We start from the raw sequence: 16,970 nt of genomic DNA on the forward strand, positions 1-16,970 counted from the left end.
TCCTCCGCCCCATCCCCTTTTCTGACCGAGCACGGAAAGACCCATGAAACATCGCACCTTCTTCTGGTTCTTCCTGCCCACGGGGCTGGCGATGCTGCTCTTCATTGCAGCGCCCATCGTGTCGGTCGTCATTCAATCCGTTACGGCACAGCACGAACCGGTGCTGATCACCGTGGAAACCTGCACGCCCTTCAGCTGCACCGAGGAAACCACCATCGACCAGGAAGCAACGCGCGAGTTGCGCGAGGCGCGACCCCTTGGCCGCTTCGTCGGGCTGGATATCTACCTGGACCGTGGCCACCTCGCCGTTGCCGAAGTGGCAGAGGCCTGGCGCACGTCCGATAGCATCGGGGCCTTCTTCTCGGAACTGGGGGATCTGCCCTTCTACCGGGCCATCGGTTTTACCCTGACCTATACCTTCACGGTCACACCGCTTCTGATCATCCTCGGCATGGCCATCGCTTTGGCGGTCAACACGCTGACCCAGAAGCTCAAGGGGGTCGTGATCTTCTTCTCGCTTCTGCCGATGATCGTGACGCCGCTTGTGGGCTCGCTCATCATGTTCTGGATGATCGACAATCGCGGCGTTCTTGGCAATTTCCTGTCCTGGCTGGTCAATGACCCCGACCTGTCGGTGAAAGCCTCCACGCCGCTGATGTGGATCGCGCTGATCGTCTACGGGGTCTGGCACTCCGCGCCCTTCGCCTTCGTCGTCTTCTATGCCGGGCTGCAAACGCTGCCTGAAGATCAGATCGAGGCATCTCAGATCGACGGCGCCACCCGCTGGCAGCAGGTCCGCTACATCGTGGTGCCGCATCTGATGCCGCTGGTGACCTTCGTGGCGCTCATTCAGCTGATGGACAATTTCCGCGTGTTCGAGCCGATCGTGGGCTTCAACGCCTCGGCGCACGCCACCAGCCTGAGCTGGATCATCTTCAACGACATGGGCGGCGAAACCCGGCAGCTGTCTGCCGCGGCGGCCACCTCGGTTCTGACCATCCTCGGTGTGGCGATCCTGCTGTCGCCCGTCCTGGTGCGCACCTGGCGCGACTTCAAGGGGAAAATGTAATGGCTTCTTCCGCACTCCGCGCGCCCCTGTCGCTGCGTGTCCTGACCAAGGGCTTCATCATCTTCTGGCTGATCCTGGCTGCGTTCCCCTTCATCTGGACGCTCTGGGGGTCCTTCAAGGTGGAGCTTGACTTCTTCTCCATCGCGGACTGGACCAATGCGCTGACCGGCGCGAATACCGAACGCACCCATGGCAGCCCCTTTACCGGGGCGGGCTATGAAGGGGCCTGGGTGCAAGAGGAGTTCTGGCGCTCGGTCATCAACACGTTTATCGTGTGTTTCTTCGTGGTCTGCACCTCGCTGACCATCGGCACGCTCGGCGGCTACGCGCTGTCGCGCTCGGGCTATCGCTATACCTTTTGGCTGCTGATCACCGCGCTCATCTTCCGGGCCATGCCGCCGATCACGCTGGTCTCGGGCTACCTGCTGCCGTTCTTCGAGTGGAACGTCTGGGGGATCCTGCCCACAACGATCATCGTTCTGGTGGCGATCAACCAGCCCTTCACCCTGTGGATGCTGCATTCGTTCTTTCAGAACATCCCCAAGGAACTGGACGAAAGCGCCAAGGTCGATGGCTGCACCCAGTTCCAGGCCTTCCGGCTGGTGATCGTGCCGGTGATGTGGCCGGGCGTCATCACAACCGGGCTGTTCAGCTTCCTTCTGGCTTATAACGACTTCGCCGTCACCTCGATGCTGCTGTCTGAATCGAACCGCACCATGGTGCCGGAAATCGCGGCCTTCCTCGGCACGACCCAGACTGAGGGCAATGTGATGTTCGCTGTCGCCGCCGTGGTCTCGGCCACCGCGCCGCTCTTCGTGCTGGTGATGTTCTTCCAGCGCCAGATCGTCAGCGGCCTGACCGCCGGGGCGGTGAAGGGATGAGCGCTGTTGCCCGAGATACCCCCGGATTCGGGGCCGCGTAATGACAGGCGCGTCACGGTATGATTTCGTGGTGATAGGGGCAGGCTCTGCCGGCTGCGCCGTCGCGGCGGGTCTTGCGGAGCGGGAGGCCGGGTCCGTTCTGGTGATCGAGGCCGGACCGTCGGATCGCACTCCGCTGGTCAAGATGCCCTTCGGGCTGGTCTGGCTCATGGGATCCAAACACCGGGACTGGCGCTTCACCTCCACCCCTCAGGCCAACCTGAATGGGCGGCAGCTCAATATCCCGCGCGGGCGGATGCTCGGGGGCTCCGGCTCGATCAATTCCATGGTCTGGTTCCGAGGACGCGCCGATGATTTCGACCACTGGAGCGTGCCCGGCTGGGACTGGGCCGATGTCGAACCCGCCTTCGAAGAGGTCGAGGCACGCCTGACGCCCGACCGGCTCGCCACGCCCCACCCGGTGACAGAGGCGCTGTCCACGATGTTCCGCGCCAACGATCCGCTGCAAAGCCCCAGCCCGGAACGCGAAAGCGCCGGGGTCTTCCGCTACAACATGCGGGGCGGTCGCCGCTGGTCGGCGGCAGATGCCTTCCTGCGCCCTGCCATGGCACGCGGGATCGAGGTGGTGACGGGCCGCCAGGTTGCGCGCATCGCCCTCGCTGGCGACCGGGCGCGTACCGTCCATTTCACCGATGGCGGCAGCGTCGAGGCTACGCGCGGCATCGTGCTTTCCTCCGGCTCCTTTGGCTCGACGGAGATCCTGCTAAACTCCGGCATCGGCCCGGCGGGCGATCTGCGCGCGGCGGGCCGCGACGTGGTTCTGGACCGGGAAGAGGTCGGCGCAAACCTGCACGATCATCCCGGCGCGGGCATCCACTACCAGGGGAGCGGTTCGGGCTATGGGCTGGATCTGTCGCTGGCCCATCGTTGGGCCGCCGCTCCGCTCCGCTGGCTGGTGCAAGGCAAGGGCATCTTCGCCTCGCCCACGGTAGAAGGCGGGGCCTTCTTCACCGCTGATGGTGGTGACGGCCCGCCCGACATTCAAAGCCACTTCATCCCCTTCCTCATCGGCTGGCAGGGCGAACGCTACATTCGCGGGCGGGGCTATTTTGCCGACGCGACCCTGTGCCGTCCCAAATCGCGCGGGCGGCTCAAGCTTGGCAAAGCGGGGATCGAGATCGACTTCGGCCTGTTCAACGACCCCTCCGACCTCGACACGCTCACCAAGGGCTGGCTGCGCCTGCGGGCGCTGATGGAGGCCACCGATTTCGGCCCCATGAAAGCGCGCGAGGCGTTCCCCTCCGCCGCCGTGACCACGGAGGATGAGGCGCGCAGCTATATCCGGGACCGCTGCGGCACCGCCTACCACCCTGTCGGCACCCTGCGCATGGGGACCGATGGCGGGGCGCCGGTCACACCGCGCCTGAAATTCCGCGGGGTCGAGGGGCTGTGGGTGGCCGATGCCAGCATCATGCCCGCCGTGACCTCCGCCAATACCAATGCGCCCTCGATGATGATCGGCCACCGCGCCGGTCGGATGATCGCAGCGGACGCGTGACAAGAGAAGGACACCATAGATGACGATCGAGTATCTCAAACGCGGCAAACCGGCCGACGAACGCGCAGAAGACGACGCGAAGACCCGCGCGGTGGTGGAGGCGACGCTTTCCGATATCGAGGCGCGCGGTGACGCGGCGGTGCGCGAGCTGTCGGAGAAATTCGACGGCTATTCCCCCGCCAGCTACCGCCTGTCCGAGGCAGACATCGCGGCGCTGATGGCCGAGCTGTCCGACCGCGAACTGGCCGATATCAAATTCGCCCAGGAACAGGTGGTCAAGTTTGCGCAGGCGCAGCGCGACTCGATGCTCGATATCGAGGTAGAAACCCTGCCGGGCGTCATTTTGGGCCACAAGAACATCCCCGTGCAATCCGTGGGTTGCTACGTGCCGGGTGGCAAGTTCCCGATGGTGGCCTCGGCCCATATGTCTGTGGCGACGGCCTCGGTCGCGGGCGTGCCGCGCATCGTGGCCTGCACGCCCCCCTGGCAGGGCAAGCCCAACCCCGCCGTGATCGCGGCGATGCATCTTGGCGGTGCGCATGAAATCTACGTGCTTGGCGGCATCCAGGCCGTGGGGGCCATGGCCATTGGCACCGAGACGATCGAGCCCGTGCACATGCTGGTCGGACCCGGCAATGCCTTCGTGGCAGAGGCAAAGCGCCAGCTATACGGGCGCGTCGGCATCGACCTCTTCGCGGGCCCGACCGAGACCATGGTGATCGCCGACGACACCGTGGATGGCGAGCTCTGCGCCACCGATCTCCTTGGCCAGGCCGAACACGGCTACAACTCTCCCGCCGTGCTGGTGACGAACTCACGGAAACTGGCCGAGGAGACCCTGTCCGAGATCGACCGCATCCTGACCATCCTGCCAACCGCTGACACCGCCCGCACCAGCTGGGAGGAGTATGGCGAGGTGATCCTGTGCGACAGCTATGACGAGATGCTGGCCGTGGCCGATGACATCGCGTCGGAACATGTGCAGGTGATGACCGACCGCGATGACTGGTTCCTGGAAAACATGACCTGCTATGGCGCGCTGTTCCTTGGGGCGCGGACCAATGTGGCCAATGGCGACAAGGTGATCGGCACCAACCACACGCTGCCCACCAAGAAGGCGGGGCGCTATACGGGCGGGCTCTGGGTCGGCAAGTTCCTGAAAACCCACAGCTACCAGAAGGTGCTGACCGATGAGGCCGCGACCATGATCGGTGAATATGGCTCGCGCCTGTGCATGCTGGAGGGCTTCGTGGGCCATGCCGAGCAATGCAACATCCGTGTGCGCCGCTATGGCGGGGTCAATGTGCCTTATGGCGAAGGCGCCCCCCACCGTGAGGCCGCGGAATGAGCGGAGCGGGGGCAAGGCGCTTCGAAGCGCCTTCGGCAAGCGGTTTCGAAACCGCTTCCCACGCGATTTGCAAATCGCGTCTTTCATGGCCCTTCGAAGGGCCATCCACCGCCCGTATCGGACGAGAGCATCATGACTGACCGCAGCGCCAGCATCAAAGCCGCGATTGCCCCACTTCGGGCGGCCATGGCCGATTTCGCAGAGGCTCCGGTGCGGCAGGCGCTGGCCGAGATCGCGCCGGACGTGACTGCCCGGTTGTGCCACCCGTTCGGTGACCTGTCAGGCGCTCAGGCACTCTATGACACCGCCTATGCGCCGCTTCTTGCGGCCATGCCCGACCTCGAACGCCGCGACATGATCGTGATGGCAGGCACCACGCCCGAGGGGCAGGACTGGGCCGGCTGCATGGGCAATTACATGGGCACATTCCGTGCGCCTTTCCTCGATATCCCGCCTGCCGGCCACCTGGCCCATATGCGCTATCACGAGTTCTTCCGGCTGGAGGACGGCCAGATCACCGAGATCCAGGCGATCTGGGACATTCCCGAACTGATGATGCAGGCAAACGCCTGGCCCATGGCGCCGCAGCTTGGCGCGTTTCTCTGCACGCCTGCGCCCATGTCGGGTGACGGGCTGACCGTCCAAGGGGACGGGCAGGCGGCGCTGGATCATGTCATCGCCATGCTGACGGACCTGTGCAAATTCCCCGGCAATCCCGATCCCGCCATCATGCAGCTCGACCGCTACTGGCACCCGAAGATGACCTGGTACGGCCCCACCGGGATCGGCACCGCGCGCGGCATCTCGGGCTTCCGCACCTGGCATCAGGGCCCGTTCCTGCGCGGCATGCCCGACCGCAAGCTCGATGCCATGGGCGATCTCATGTCCCACTGGATCGGTGAAGGCGACTATGTCTGCGAAACCGGCTGGCCCAATATGCGGCTGACGCTGTCGGGCGACGGCTGGATGGGGATCGCGCCCTCTGACACGGAAATCCTGCTGCGCAGCCTCGATTTCTGGCGGCTGGAGGGCGGGCTCATCCGTGAAAACTGGGTCCTTGTGGACATTCTCGACGCCTACCGGCAGCTTGGGGTCGATGTGCTGGGGCGGATGCGGGAATTCAACAAGGCCCGTGCCCCCGGTGCAATCCCCGAACCGGATTGGAGAGACGCATGACCCTGCCCCGCACCCCCTCTTTCCGCCTCGATGGCAAGCGCGCACTGGTCACCGGGGCCTCCTCGGGCATCGGGCTGGCGGCGGCGGTGGCGCTGGCCGAGGCCGGGGCGCATGTGGTTCTGGCGGCGCGATCTGCCGACAAACTGGCTGCGGTGGTTGAGGAGATCGAGGCCGAGGGCATGAGCGCCGAGATGCTGGCGCTCGACGTCTCCGACGTGGCCGCGACCGAGGACGCCATTGCGCGGGCAGAGCCCTTCGACGTGCTGGTCAACTCGGCAGGGGTCGCGCGCCATTCCCCGGCCCTTGATACGACAGAGGGCGATTTCGACCTGGCCATGGGGCTCAATCTGCGCGGGGCCTATTTCCTGACCCGCGCCGTGGCCGAGCGGCTGATCACCAGCGGGCGACCCGGATCGCTGATCAACATTTCCAGCCAGATGGCGCATGTGGGGGGCATCGACCGCGCGGTCTATTGTGCCAGCAAACATGCGGTCGAGGGCTTCACCAAGTCGATGGCCATCGAATGGGGGCCGCGCCAGATCCGCGTCAACACGATCTGTCCCACCTTCATCCTGACGCCACTGACGCAAGTGACCTTCGACAACCCCGAACGCGCCGCCTGGATCAGGGAAAAGATCAAGCTTGGCCGCCCCGGCGAGGTCGAGGACATCATGGGCGCGGTGGTGTTCCTGGCCTCCGACGCCTCGGCGCTGGTCACGGGCACGTCGCTCTTGGTCGATGGGGGGTGGACGGCGGACTGATGGCAGAGAAAGTCACATCCCTTCAGGTTGCCGAAAAGGCAGGGGTCAGTCAAAGCGCTGTGTCCCGCGTCTTCACCCCCGGCGCATCGGTCTCTGCCAAGACCGCCGACAAGGTGCGCAAGGCCGCGCATGAACTGGGCTACCGGCCCAACATCCTCGCCCGCGCCATGATCACCGGGCGTAGCCGCATCATCGGGCTGGTGGTGGCCTATCTGGAAAACCACTTCTACCCGGAAGTGCTGGAAAAGCTGTCCAATGCGCTTCAGGCGCAGGGCTATCACGTGCTGATCTTCATGGCGTCGAACACGTCGGACAATATCGAGGCTGTGATGGACGAGATCCTCGACTATCAGGTCGACGGCATCATCCTCGCCTCGGTCGCCATGTCCTCCGACCTGACGCAACGATGTGAGGCGGCGGGCGTGCCCGTGGTGCTGTTCAACCGCCTGCAGGATGACGAGACGCTGTCCGGCGTTGCCTCCAACAACGTGGCGGGCGGGCGCAAGCTGGCGGAGTTCCTTGTCGCGGGCGGACATCGCAGGATCGCCCATATCGCGGGATGGGAAGGGGCCTCGACGCAACGCGACCGTGAAAAGGGCTTTCTTGAGGGGCTGGCCGCTGCAGGCCTGACGCTCCATTCCCGGGCCGAGGGCAATTTCCACACCGATCAGGCGCAGGCCGCCGCGCGCCAGCTATTCGACACCGATGATCGCCCCGATGCGGTCTTCGTCTCCAACGATCACATGGCCTTCGCGGTGATGGATGTGCTGCGTTTCGAGCTTGGCCTCAGCATCCCCGACGATGTTTCGGTCGTCGGCTATGACGATGTCATCATCTCCTCCTGGCCCAGCTACAACCTCACGACCCTGCGCCAGCCCGCCAACCGGATGGTGGAGGAAACCGTCCGCACCATGCTGGCCCGGATCGACACACCCAACATGCCCGCCCGCCGCGTCGCCATTGACGGCCCCCTGATCGTGCGTGGCTCGGCTCGCATTCCCGAAGGATGGACAGAATGAACGGCTTCGACCCAAAGTTTCGCGATTTTCCCGATTACATTCTCGGCATCACGCGCGAGATCTGGGAAGAGCGTGGCATCGCCACGCTGCATGACTACTACGCCCCCGATATCGTGGTGCGCAGTCCCGGTTCGGTCGTGATCGGCAACCAGGGCGTCATCGGCGCGACCATGGCGACGCTGGCGGAATTTCCCGACCGACAGTTGCTGGGCGAGGACGTGATCTGGTCCGGCACACCGGAGGAGGGGATGCTGTCCTCGCATCGGATCCTCTCGACCGCGACTCATGCCAGGGATGGCGTCTACGGCAAGGCCACGGGCACCAAGCTGACCTATCGGATCATCGCCGACTGCCACGCGATTGCGAACCAGATCAACGACGAATGGCTGATCCGCGACCAGGGCGCGATTGTCCGTCAGATGGGCTGGACGCCCAGGAAATACGCCCGTGCGTTGATCAGGTCCGAGGGCGGGCCGGAAAAAGCCGTGCGCCCGCTTTGCCCCGCCAATGACGTGGCGGGCCCCTATGCGGGCCGGGGCAATGACAACGAATGGGGCCAGAAATACGCCGACATCCTGACCCGGATCATGGGGGCCGACATGGCCGCGATCCCGCGCGACTATGACCGCGCGGTGCAGACGGAATATCCCGGCGGCGTCACCGGGCATTCCTGGGCGTCGGCCGATGGCTTCTGGATGGGGCTGCGCGCGGCGCTGCCCAATGCCAAGTTCACCATCGACCACCAGATCGGCCGCGACGATCCCCTGATGCCACCCCGCGCCGCGATCCGCTGGTCGCTGCATGGGCGTCACGAGGGCTGGGGCGCGTTCGGCAAGCCGACAGGGGCCGAGATCTACCTGCTCGGTATCAGCCATGCGGAGTTTGGCCCCTACGGCATTCGCCGCGAGTGGACGCTGTTCGACGAAACCGCAATCTGGAAACAGATCCTGCTGCACACCGGGGCTGCCGAATGACAAGGCTGCGCCCCACTCTGGCGCTCACGCGCCGTCACGGCTTTCTCGCCAGCCGCCGCGCAAGGCGTCTGAACCTGCGGCCACCGGGAACGGGCTGACCCGCGCCCTCACCCAACCCGCAGTTTCAAAAAGGATAACAAGATGACCCCGAAAGACATGGACGCCCGCATCGTTCGCTATGGCGACCTCAAACCCTGCAAGACAGCCTTCATCGACGCCCACACCCCCGGCAGCGACCAGAAGGAAAACTTCACCATCATCGGCGGCGGCGTGTCGGAATCCCCCGATCAGCATGTCCACATCTCCATCCCCCACGGCTTCAACATCGGCGCGGCGGGCCAGCCGCCCAAATGCCGCAACTCCCTGCATGATCACCGCACCGCCGAGGCGTTCTTCGTCCTCTCCGGGCGCTGGCGCTTTTTCTGGGGGCGCTACGGCACGGCGGGCGAGGTGACGCTGGAAGAGGGCGACATCTTCAACATCCCCACCGGCGTGTTCCGTGGGTTCGAGAATATCGGCACCGATTACGGGATGATCATGGCGATCCTCGGCGGCGACGATGCCGGGGGCGGCGTCATGTGGGCCCCGCAGGTGATCGAGGATGCCGCCGATCACGGGCTGGTTCTGGCCGAAACCGGCAAGCTCTACGACACCAAGAAGGGCGAACACCTGCCCGAGGGTGTGAAGCCGATGCCGCTGATGGGTGAAGAAGAGCTTGCAAAGCGGGCCGAGCCCACCACGGCAGACGTCCTGCCCAACCACGTGGCGCGCTACTGGGACATGGTGGCACTGGCCGACCGCACACCCTGCAAGGTGATCGGTGAAACCGGGCTTCTGCGCGACAAACCGGGCTTCGAGGTCGATTTCATCACCCGCGCTTCGGCCGCGCCGGACAAGCACAGCCACGACAAGCCCTCCGTCCTGATGCCGGTGAAGGGCCATTGGCGGGTGGAGTGGGACGGCGGCAGCGCCACGCTCGCCCCCGGCGACACGATGAGCGTGCCCGAGGGGCTGGCACACAGCGCCGTGCCCTCGATGACCGGCGAGGCCGCGATGTATCACATCGTTGCCACGGGCGATCCCGCCGGGCTGACCTGGTCGGGCAACTGATGATCTGAGGGGTGGCCCCCGGCGGGCCGCCCCTTTCCCCTCTCCTCCGCGAGACGCCGCTTTGTCTGCACGGGGGGTGTACGGGGGGTGCACAGGGGGTGTACGCATGGCACCCCCCTGTTTTGGACAGGGAGGAGAGACCTAAATGACCCGAATTCTGACGACCCATGTGGGCAGTCTTCCCCGCACGCAGGAGGTGGTGGATTTCATCTTCGCCCGCGAGCGGGAAGAGCCCTATGACGCCGCCGCGTTTGACGCCTGTATGACGGCGGCTGTCTCGGAAACCGTGAAAAAACAAATGGATGCGGGGATTGATATCGTCTCGGACGGCGAGACGTCGAAGATTTCCTACGCGACCTATGTGAAGGATCGCTATACCGGCTTTTCTGGCGACAGCCCCCGCAATGCGCCCGCCGATCTGAAGATGTTTCCCAGCTTTCTCAAGCGCTTAGCGGATGATGGCGGCACCCCGCAATATGCCCGCCCCATGTGTACCGGTGAAGTGAGGTCGAAAGGGCAGGGAGAGTTGGAAAAGGACATCGCCAATCTCAAGGCGGCGATGGCAGAGCATGGGGTGGAGCGCGGCTTCATGAACGCCGCAAGCCCCGGCGTTATCTCCCTGTTTTTGCAGAATGATTTCTATAAAACGCGGGAGGCTTACCTGGCCGCGCTGGCTGATGCGATGAAGGCGGAATACGAGACGATCGTGGGTGCGGGCCTCGACCTGCAGCTCGATTGCCCGGATTTGGCGCTCTCCCGACACATGTTGTTTACCGATTTGTCGGATGCTGAGTTCCTGAAGGTCGCCAACATGCATGTGGAGGCGCTGAACCATGCCCTTCAGGACGTGCCGCAGGACCGTGTAAGGGTCCATATTTGTTGGGGAAATTACGAAGGCCCCCATTGTTGTGACATTCCCATGTCGAAGATGTTCGACACGCTCATGTCGACCAGGTCGCGCTATGTGCTGTTCGAAACCTCGAACCCCCGCCACGGCCATGAATGGACCGTGTTCCGCGACCGCAAGGCGGATATCCCCGAGGACAAGGTGCTGGTCCCCGGCGTGGTCGACACGACGACCAATTTCGTAGAACATCCGGAGCTGGTTTCGCAGCGAATTCAACGCTTTACCGATATCGTCGGCGCGGATCGCGTGATCGCGGGCAGCGATTGCGGCTTTGGCACATTCGCCGGGTTCGGCGCGGTCGATCCCGAGATTGCCTATGCCAAGCTGAAGGCGCTCTCTGACGGTGCAGCGTTGGCGAGTTAACGATGCTCCCCCTTGTCTTCCTGCCGGGCATGATGTGCGATGCCCGGCTGTTTTTCCCCCAGATATCAGCGCTTTCCGGGCACCGCGCGGTGATGGTGGCGCCCATGGTCGGGGCCGACAGCATGGCCGATCTGGCCCGCGAGGTGCTGGACAACGCCCCGCCCCGCTTTGCCCTCGCGGGGCTCTCCATGGGCGGCATTCTGGCGATGGAGGTGCTGCGACAGGCGCCGGACCGGGTGGAAAGACTGGCCCTGCTCGACACCAACCCGCGCGCGGAACTGCCCGAGGTGAAAGCCCGTCGCACCCCGCAGATGGAGGCCGTGAAAGCGGGCCACCTGCGCGCGGTCATGCGGGATGAGATGAAGCCGAATTACCTTGTCGATAGTCCGCGCAAACCGGCGATACTCGATCTCTGCATGGACATGGCGCTGGACCTCGGACCGCAGGTTTTTCTCAATCAATCCATTGCCTTGCGAGATCGACCCGACCAACAGGAGACCCTGCGAAGCTACAGCGGCAAGGCACTTGTCCTCTGCGGGCGGCATGACGCGCTCTGCCCCGTGGAACGGCATGACCTCATGCACGGACTGCTGGAAAACAGCCAGCTGGAAATCATCGAAAACGCGGGCCATCTGCCCACGCTGGAACAACCCGAACACACCACGGCGGCCCTGATCCGCTGGCTGGAGGACTGATGGACAACGACCTTTTGACCCTGCTTCGCAGCGTCGATACCCCAACCGTCTGCAACGCCATCGAAGTGGCGCAGGGCAAGCGCGGCTTCAACGCCTTCACCCGGGGCACGATGCTGGCCAATGACCCTCAGGGCGTCATGGTCGGCTACGCCGTCACCGCGCAGATCGCGGCCGTCGCGCCCCCCACGGAAGACGCCGCCGCGATCCGCGCCCGCCGCATGGCCTATTACAAGGCGATGGCAGAGGGGCCGAAGCCCTCGGTCGCGGTGGTGGAGGATCTCGACTACCCTAATGCCATTGGCGCCTATTGGGGCGAGGTCAACACCACGATCCACAAGGGTTTCGGCATGTCCGGCGCGCTGACCAACGGCGTCATGCGCGACCTTGGCGATATGGCCCCGGGCTTTCCCGTCGTCGCAGGCAGCATCGGGCCGAGCCACGGGTTTGTCCATGTGCGCAGCGTCAACCAGCCCGTGAAGATCATGGGCATGGATGTGCGGCCGGGCGACCTGATTCACGCCGATCGTCACGGCGCGGTTGTGATCCCGCCCGAGGTCGTGGAACAGCTTGCCGGTGCAATCGCAAAAATGCAGGAAACAGAGCGGCTTGTGCTGGATCCGGCCCGCGCCGAAGGGTTCGATTTCAACGCCTTCGAAAAAGCCTGGACGGCTTTCGAAAAGGCGCGCACCTGAAAGGCTGGCATGGGGCCGGTCGCTTGGTTTATCCTTTTCTTCAGGTGGCGGAGATTACCCCACCAACAGGATCAGGAGATCGGGCATGAAGATTGTGCGCAATATCATATTGGGACTTGTGGCCCTTGTCGGGCTTACTTTGGCGATTGTCATGTTTTTCAGTGCGGGCGCGCGAGAGCATGCCCGGGGTTTCGTCGAGGATGTCTCGGCACGCGACTTCGCAGCGGCTCGCGACCGCCTGCATCCTCAGTTGCAACAGCAGTTGAGCGAGGATGCGTTGCAGCAGATGTTCGAAGGGTCAGAGCCTTACGCCGAGGTTTCCTTCAGCTCGATCAGTGTGGAAAACAGCCGGGCGGAACTGTCTGGCACTGCGACCACGATCAGCGATTGCCGCAGCGAAGTGCGCTTCGTTCTGCTGAGCGATCAGATCACAAGTTTTGACATAACGCCCCTTTGCCCCGCGCCCTGATCATTCCGCCGGGGCGGGCAGGCGGGGTTTGAGGATGGTTTCGTTGCCGATCTCGGGGTGACGCGGGATCAGCGTCGCCAAAAGCAGCGACACAATGGCCATCCCGGCGGCCAGCGTAAATACCGCGCCGGGATAGACCAGCCACAAATAGCCGAGCGAGGCAGGCAGGAATACCGCCGCGATGTGGTTGATGGTGAAGGCCACGGCCGCAGTCGGGGCAATGTCACCGGGGTCGGCGATCTTCTGGAAATAGGTCTTGATCGCCAGCGCCAGCGAGAAGAACAGGTGGTCGATCACGTAAAGGACGAGTGCCAGCGTCACGCCCCAATCGAAGAAATAGATCCCGGCATAAAGCAGGAAGACCCCGGTCAGGCCGGTATACTCGAACACCAGCGCCGCGCGCTCTCCGAACAGGCTGACGAATTTGCCCAGTAGCGGCGCAAGCCCCATGTTCAGAACAAGCGTGACCATGAACAGCGCCGTTATCTCGTGCACGTCGAAGCCGAAGCGTTCCACCATCATGAAGCCTGCGAAGACGGTAAAGATCTGCCGGCGGGCGCCCGACATGAATTGCAGCGCATAGTACAGCCAGTAGCGGCGGCGCAGGATGAACTGTTTGCGCTGCGGGTTGGGGGCTTCGAACTGTGGGAAGATGAACAGGCAGGCCAGCGCGATCAGGACGGTAAAACCGCCCGCCGCCCAATAGACGGTTGCAAAGCTGAGGTCATAGGCGCGCCATGTCAGGATGATCAGCCCGTAGGCCAGCAGCGTCCCGCCGGACCCCGCCGCCACCAGCCAGCCAAGGGTCTGCGGCGCGCGTTTCTTGTCCAGCCATTGCAGTTGCAGCGACTGGTTTACCGTCTCGTAATAGTGGAACCCGATGGAGCTGAGCAGCGTCACCATCAGGATGCCGCCGAAGCTGGGGAAATGTGCGGTGATGGCCGTGGCAACCCCAAGCAGTACCAGCGACAGAAGCCCGAGCACCTGTTCGCGGATCACCATGATCAGCGCAATGACCCCGATGGCGAGGAAGCCGGGGATCTCGCGCACCGTATGCAGCCAGCCGATATCGGATCCGTCGAACTGGGCCACCTCGACCACGAAATTGTTCAGCAGCGCCGACCACGTGGCGAAGGCAATCGGCATCGCAAGCGACATGATCACCAGCAGCGCAATCGGCTGCCGCCAGATCGGCAGGGTCTTGGCATCGGCCAGAGACATGGTGCGAAAGGGGGACGGGCGGGACATGGGCACGCCTTAGGGCGTTTTTTGCGGGCTGACGAGCAAAAAAATCGCATTCCAGCCTTTGCATATGACTTGAGTCAAGGTCTGCCCCGCTGCAATCGGCCAAACCGCAGCCAAGTTGCAGGAGATCATCATGGATATCGTCCCCCTCGTTGACCGGATCGGAGAACCCCAGACCGCCGCATTGTTCGGGTTGATCACCGGATTGCTCCTCGGCATCGCGGCGCAGCGGTCATCCTTTTGCCTGCGCGCCTCGGTGGTGGAGTTCGCGAAAGGCCAGCTCGGCAGCCGCATGGCGGTCTGGCTGCTGGCGTTCTCGACAGCGGTGGTCTGGACGCAACTTGCGGATCTGTCCGGGCTGATGCGGTCAGAAGATGCGCGGATGATGGCGGTTCCGGGTTCGATCTCGGGGGCGGTTGTCGGGGGATTGCTGTTCGGCGCGGGCATGGTCATGGCGCGCGGCTGTTCGGGCCGGTTGTTGGTGCTGGCGGCAACGGGCAACATGCGCTCGCTCGTGTCGGGGCTGGTCTTTGCCGTGGTCGCGCAGATGGCATTGCAAGGCTGGCTGTCGCCGCTGCGCAACTGGGTGGCGGGGCTGTGGATCACGTCGGGTGGCTCCAACTTCAACCTGCTTACCACGCTGCATCTGCCGCCCGTTTCCGGGTTCATGATCGGTTTGGCCTTCGCGCTTGCGGCGCTGTGGCTGGCCCGCAAGAACCGGGTCAGCTTGCGGGTGCTGTTCACCGCCTCGGGCGTGGGCTTCGCGGTCGCGGCGGGGTGGGTGCTGACCTATGCGCTCAGCCAGGTGGCCTTCGATCCGGTGCAGGTGGAAAGCGCCACGTTTACTGGTCCGTCCGCCAATACGCTGATGTTCTTCCTGACCTCCAGCCCGGTGCTGGAGTTCGATATCGGTCTTGTGCCCGGCGTCTTCCTTGGGGCCTTCCTGTCGGCGCTATGGGGGCGAGAGCTGAAGCTGCAGGGCTTCGACGGCGCTGGCAACATGAGCCGCGCGCTCATTGGGGCGGCGTTCATGGGCATGGGGGGCATGCTGGCGGGCGGTTGTGCCATCGGGGCAGGCGTTACCGGCGGCTCGATCTTCGTGGGCACCGCGTGGCTGGCGCTGTTGTGCATGTGGCTTGGCGGCATGGCGACAAGCTGGTTGCTGGACCAACGGGGTGCCGTGGCGCAGCCTGCGTAGACGATACCCGCGAAAAAGCCGCCCCGGATCTGGGGCGGCTTTGTTGATCAGCTGGCCAGCACGTTGCGGAAGGCCCAGGGTTCGCTTTCGTCGATATCCTCGGGGAACAGCTCCCACCGGTCCTGCAGCGGCGTCCAGTCGGTGTAGTGGGCTTCCACGGGGCCGAGATAGGGGCGCTGCACTTCCAGACAGCGCGCGTGGTCCATCTCATCGGCTTCCACGATCCCGGCATTGGGGTTTTCCAGTGCCCAGACCATCCCGGCCAGAACCGCCGACGTCACCTGCAGCCCGGTTGCATTCTGGTAAGGGGCCAGATCGCGGGTTTCCTCGTTCGACAGGCGCGAGCCGAACCACAGTGCGTTCTTCTCATGCCCGTAGAGAAGGACGCCAAGTTCGTCGATGCCTTCGACGATCTCGTCCTCGGTCAGGATGTGGTGCCTGGTCTGCTGGCGGCCTGATCCGAACATTTCGTGCAGGGACAGCACGGCGTCATCGCAGGGATGATAGGCGTAGTGGCAGGTCGGGCGATACTCGGGCGCGGCCGCGTCGCCGACGGTGTAGTAGTCGGAGATCGAAATTGCCTCGTTATGGGTCACGAGGAAGCCGAACTGCGGCCCAGGGGTCGGGCACCAGGTGTGTACGCGGGTGATCGCGCCGGGGCGGTCCAGCCAGATGCCCGCCATGCAGCCGGTGTCGTGGCTGTGGCCGTTTTCGGGGAACCACGGTTCATGTGTGCCCCAACCCAGTTCGGCGGGTTGGAATCCCTCGGAAATGAAGCCTTCGACCGACCAGGTGTTGACGAAGACCCCGCGCGGGCGGGGCAGGCGGCGGGCCTGCGTGTCGCGTTCCGCGATATGGACGCCCTGCACGCCGAGGCTCTGCATCAGCTGACCCCATCCGGCGCGGTCCGTCGGCGTTTCGATGTCTCGACCGGTATCCTTGGCCAGCGTCAACAGGGCCTCTTTCACGAACCAGCTGACCATGCCGGGATTTGCCCCGCAGCAGCTGACGGCGGTGGTGCCGCCGGGATTGGCGGCCTTTTCGTCCCGCACCTTCTGGCGCAGGGCATAGTTGGTGCGAGCGGCGTTGTCGGTGGTGCCGAAATAGTAGCCCGCCCAGGGTTCGACCACGGTGTCGATATAGGGCACCCCGATCTCGCGGCAAAAACGCATGAGGTCGAGCGAGGAGGTGTCGACGCTGAGATTGACACAGAAGCCCTTGCCCGGCTCCAGCAGCTTGCCCAGAACCTCGTGGTAATTGTCCGGTGTGATCGCGGTCTGCACGTGGTTCAGCTTGTGCTGGCGTAGAAAGTTGGCCTGACCGGCATCGGGTTCGATCACCGTGAACTTGTCCGCGTCATAGTCGAAGTGACGTTCGATCAGCGGCCAGGTGCCTTTGCCGATCGAGCCGAAGCCGATCATCACGATGGGGCCGTCGATGCGGGCGTAAACCGGGTGTGACATGAATAACCTCCTGATGCGGTCAGACCGTAACATGAAAAAGGG

16 protein-coding genes are annotated in these 16,970 nt (G+C 64.0%); 14 read left to right on the forward strand and 2 right to left on the reverse strand.

Translation table 11 applies throughout. The features are described from left to right. The first annotated feature begins 43 nt into the window (after nt 1-43). The 13 genes from EP237_RS03760 to EP237_RS03820 all read left to right on the forward strand — a co-directional run bounded on the left by EP237_RS03760 (nt 44) and on the right by EP237_RS03820 (nt 13,022). Complete coding sequence (locus EP237_RS03760; protein ID WP_127558254.1) at nt 44-1,069, forward strand: carbohydrate ABC transporter permease; 1,026 nt, start codon at nt 44-46, stop codon at nt 1,067-1,069. Next, nucleotides 1,069-1,950 carry a carbohydrate ABC transporter permease gene (locus EP237_RS03765; protein WP_127558256.1) on the forward strand — a complete coding sequence of 294 codons (882 nt, stop codon included), beginning with the start codon at nt 1,069-1,071 and terminating at the stop codon, nt 1,948-1,950. Before EP237_RS03760 ends, EP237_RS03765 begins: the two co-directional genes overlap by 1 nt. A gap of 40 nt (nt 1,951-1,990) precedes the next feature. Beyond that, nucleotides 1,991-3,508 (forward strand): GMC family oxidoreductase, encoded by a 1,518-nt coding sequence (locus EP237_RS03770; protein WP_127558258.1) that lies wholly within the window; start codon nt 1,991-1,993, stop codon nt 3,506-3,508. Nucleotides 3,509-3,527: 19 nt separating this feature from the next. Then, on the forward strand, nt 3,528-4,856 hold the full coding sequence (hisD, locus tag EP237_RS03775) for a histidinol dehydrogenase (RefSeq protein WP_127558260.1): 1,329 nt from the start codon (nt 3,528-3,530) through the stop codon (nt 4,854-4,856). A 132-nt stretch (nt 4,857-4,988) separates the two neighbouring features. Then, entirely contained in the window at nt 4,989-6,032 is a 1,044-nt protein-coding gene (locus EP237_RS03780) for an ester cyclase (protein ID WP_127558262.1), read from the forward strand. After that, nucleotides 6,029-6,793, forward strand: coding sequence for an SDR family NAD(P)-dependent oxidoreductase (locus EP237_RS03785; RefSeq protein WP_127558264.1), 765 nt, complete (start codon nt 6,029-6,031; stop codon nt 6,791-6,793). Before EP237_RS03780 ends, EP237_RS03785 begins: the two co-directional genes overlap by 4 nt. Continuing rightward, nucleotides 6,793-7,812, forward strand: coding sequence for a LacI family DNA-binding transcriptional regulator (locus EP237_RS03790; RefSeq protein ID WP_127558266.1), 1,020 nt, complete (start codon nt 6,793-6,795; stop codon nt 7,810-7,812). Before EP237_RS03785 ends, EP237_RS03790 begins: the two co-directional genes overlap by 1 nt. Beyond that, nucleotides 7,809-8,786, forward strand: coding sequence for a nuclear transport factor 2 family protein (locus EP237_RS03795; protein WP_127558268.1), 978 nt, complete (start codon nt 7,809-7,811; stop codon nt 8,784-8,786). Before EP237_RS03790 ends, EP237_RS03795 begins: the two co-directional genes overlap by 4 nt. 141 nt (nt 8,787-8,927) lie before the next feature. Then, the gene (locus EP237_RS03800) at nt 8,928-9,896 is read left to right on the forward strand and encodes a cupin domain-containing protein (RefSeq protein WP_127558270.1); all 969 of its coding nucleotides are present in this window, start codon (nt 8,928-8,930) and stop codon (nt 9,894-9,896) included. Between the two features lie 145 nt (nt 9,897-10,041). Further along, the gene (locus EP237_RS03805) at nt 10,042-11,166 is read left to right on the forward strand and encodes a cobalamin-independent methionine synthase II family protein (protein ID WP_127558272.1); all 1,125 of its coding nucleotides are present in this window, start codon (nt 10,042-10,044) and stop codon (nt 11,164-11,166) included. Nucleotides 11,167-11,168: 2 nt separating this feature from the next. After that, nucleotides 11,169-11,861: an alpha/beta fold hydrolase gene (locus tag EP237_RS03810; RefSeq protein ID WP_127558274.1), complete on the forward strand. Its 693-nt coding sequence runs from the start codon at nt 11,169-11,171 to the stop codon at nt 11,859-11,861. After that, entirely contained in the window at nt 11,861-12,553 is a 693-nt protein-coding gene (locus EP237_RS03815; protein WP_127558276.1) for an RraA family protein, read from the forward strand. The genes EP237_RS03810 and EP237_RS03815 overlap by 1 nt, the downstream gene beginning before the upstream one ends. A gap of 85 nt (nt 12,554-12,638) precedes the next feature. Beyond that, entirely contained in the window at nt 12,639-13,022 is a 384-nt protein-coding gene (locus tag EP237_RS03820) for a hypothetical protein (RefSeq protein ID WP_127558278.1), read from the forward strand. Here the strand turns inward: EP237_RS03820 and EP237_RS03825 are convergent, their stop codons facing one another. After that, nucleotides 13,023-14,270 carry an MFS transporter gene (locus tag EP237_RS03825; RefSeq protein WP_127558280.1) on the reverse strand — a complete coding sequence of 416 codons (1,248 nt, stop codon included), beginning with the start codon at nt 14,268-14,270 and terminating at the stop codon, nt 13,023-13,025. A gap of 130 nt (nt 14,271-14,400) precedes the next feature. Here EP237_RS03825 and EP237_RS03830 point away from each other — a divergent pair, with 130 nt between their 5' ends. Then, the gene (locus EP237_RS03830) at nt 14,401-15,465 is read left to right on the forward strand and encodes a YeeE/YedE family protein (protein ID WP_127558282.1); all 1,065 of its coding nucleotides are present in this window, start codon (nt 14,401-14,403) and stop codon (nt 15,463-15,465) included. 47 nt (nt 15,466-15,512) lie between these two features. Here the strand turns inward: EP237_RS03830 and EP237_RS03835 are convergent, their stop codons facing one another. After that, complete coding sequence (locus EP237_RS03835; RefSeq protein ID WP_127558284.1) at nt 15,513-16,928, reverse strand: homospermidine synthase; 1,416 nt, start codon at nt 16,926-16,928, stop codon at nt 15,513-15,515. Between the last annotated feature and the right edge of the window lie 42 nt (nt 16,929-16,970).

The sequence above is a fragment of the Nioella ostreopsis genome (assembly GCF_004000255.1).
Lineage (GTDB): Bacteria > Pseudomonadota > Alphaproteobacteria > Rhodobacterales > Rhodobacteraceae > Nioella > Nioella ostreopsis.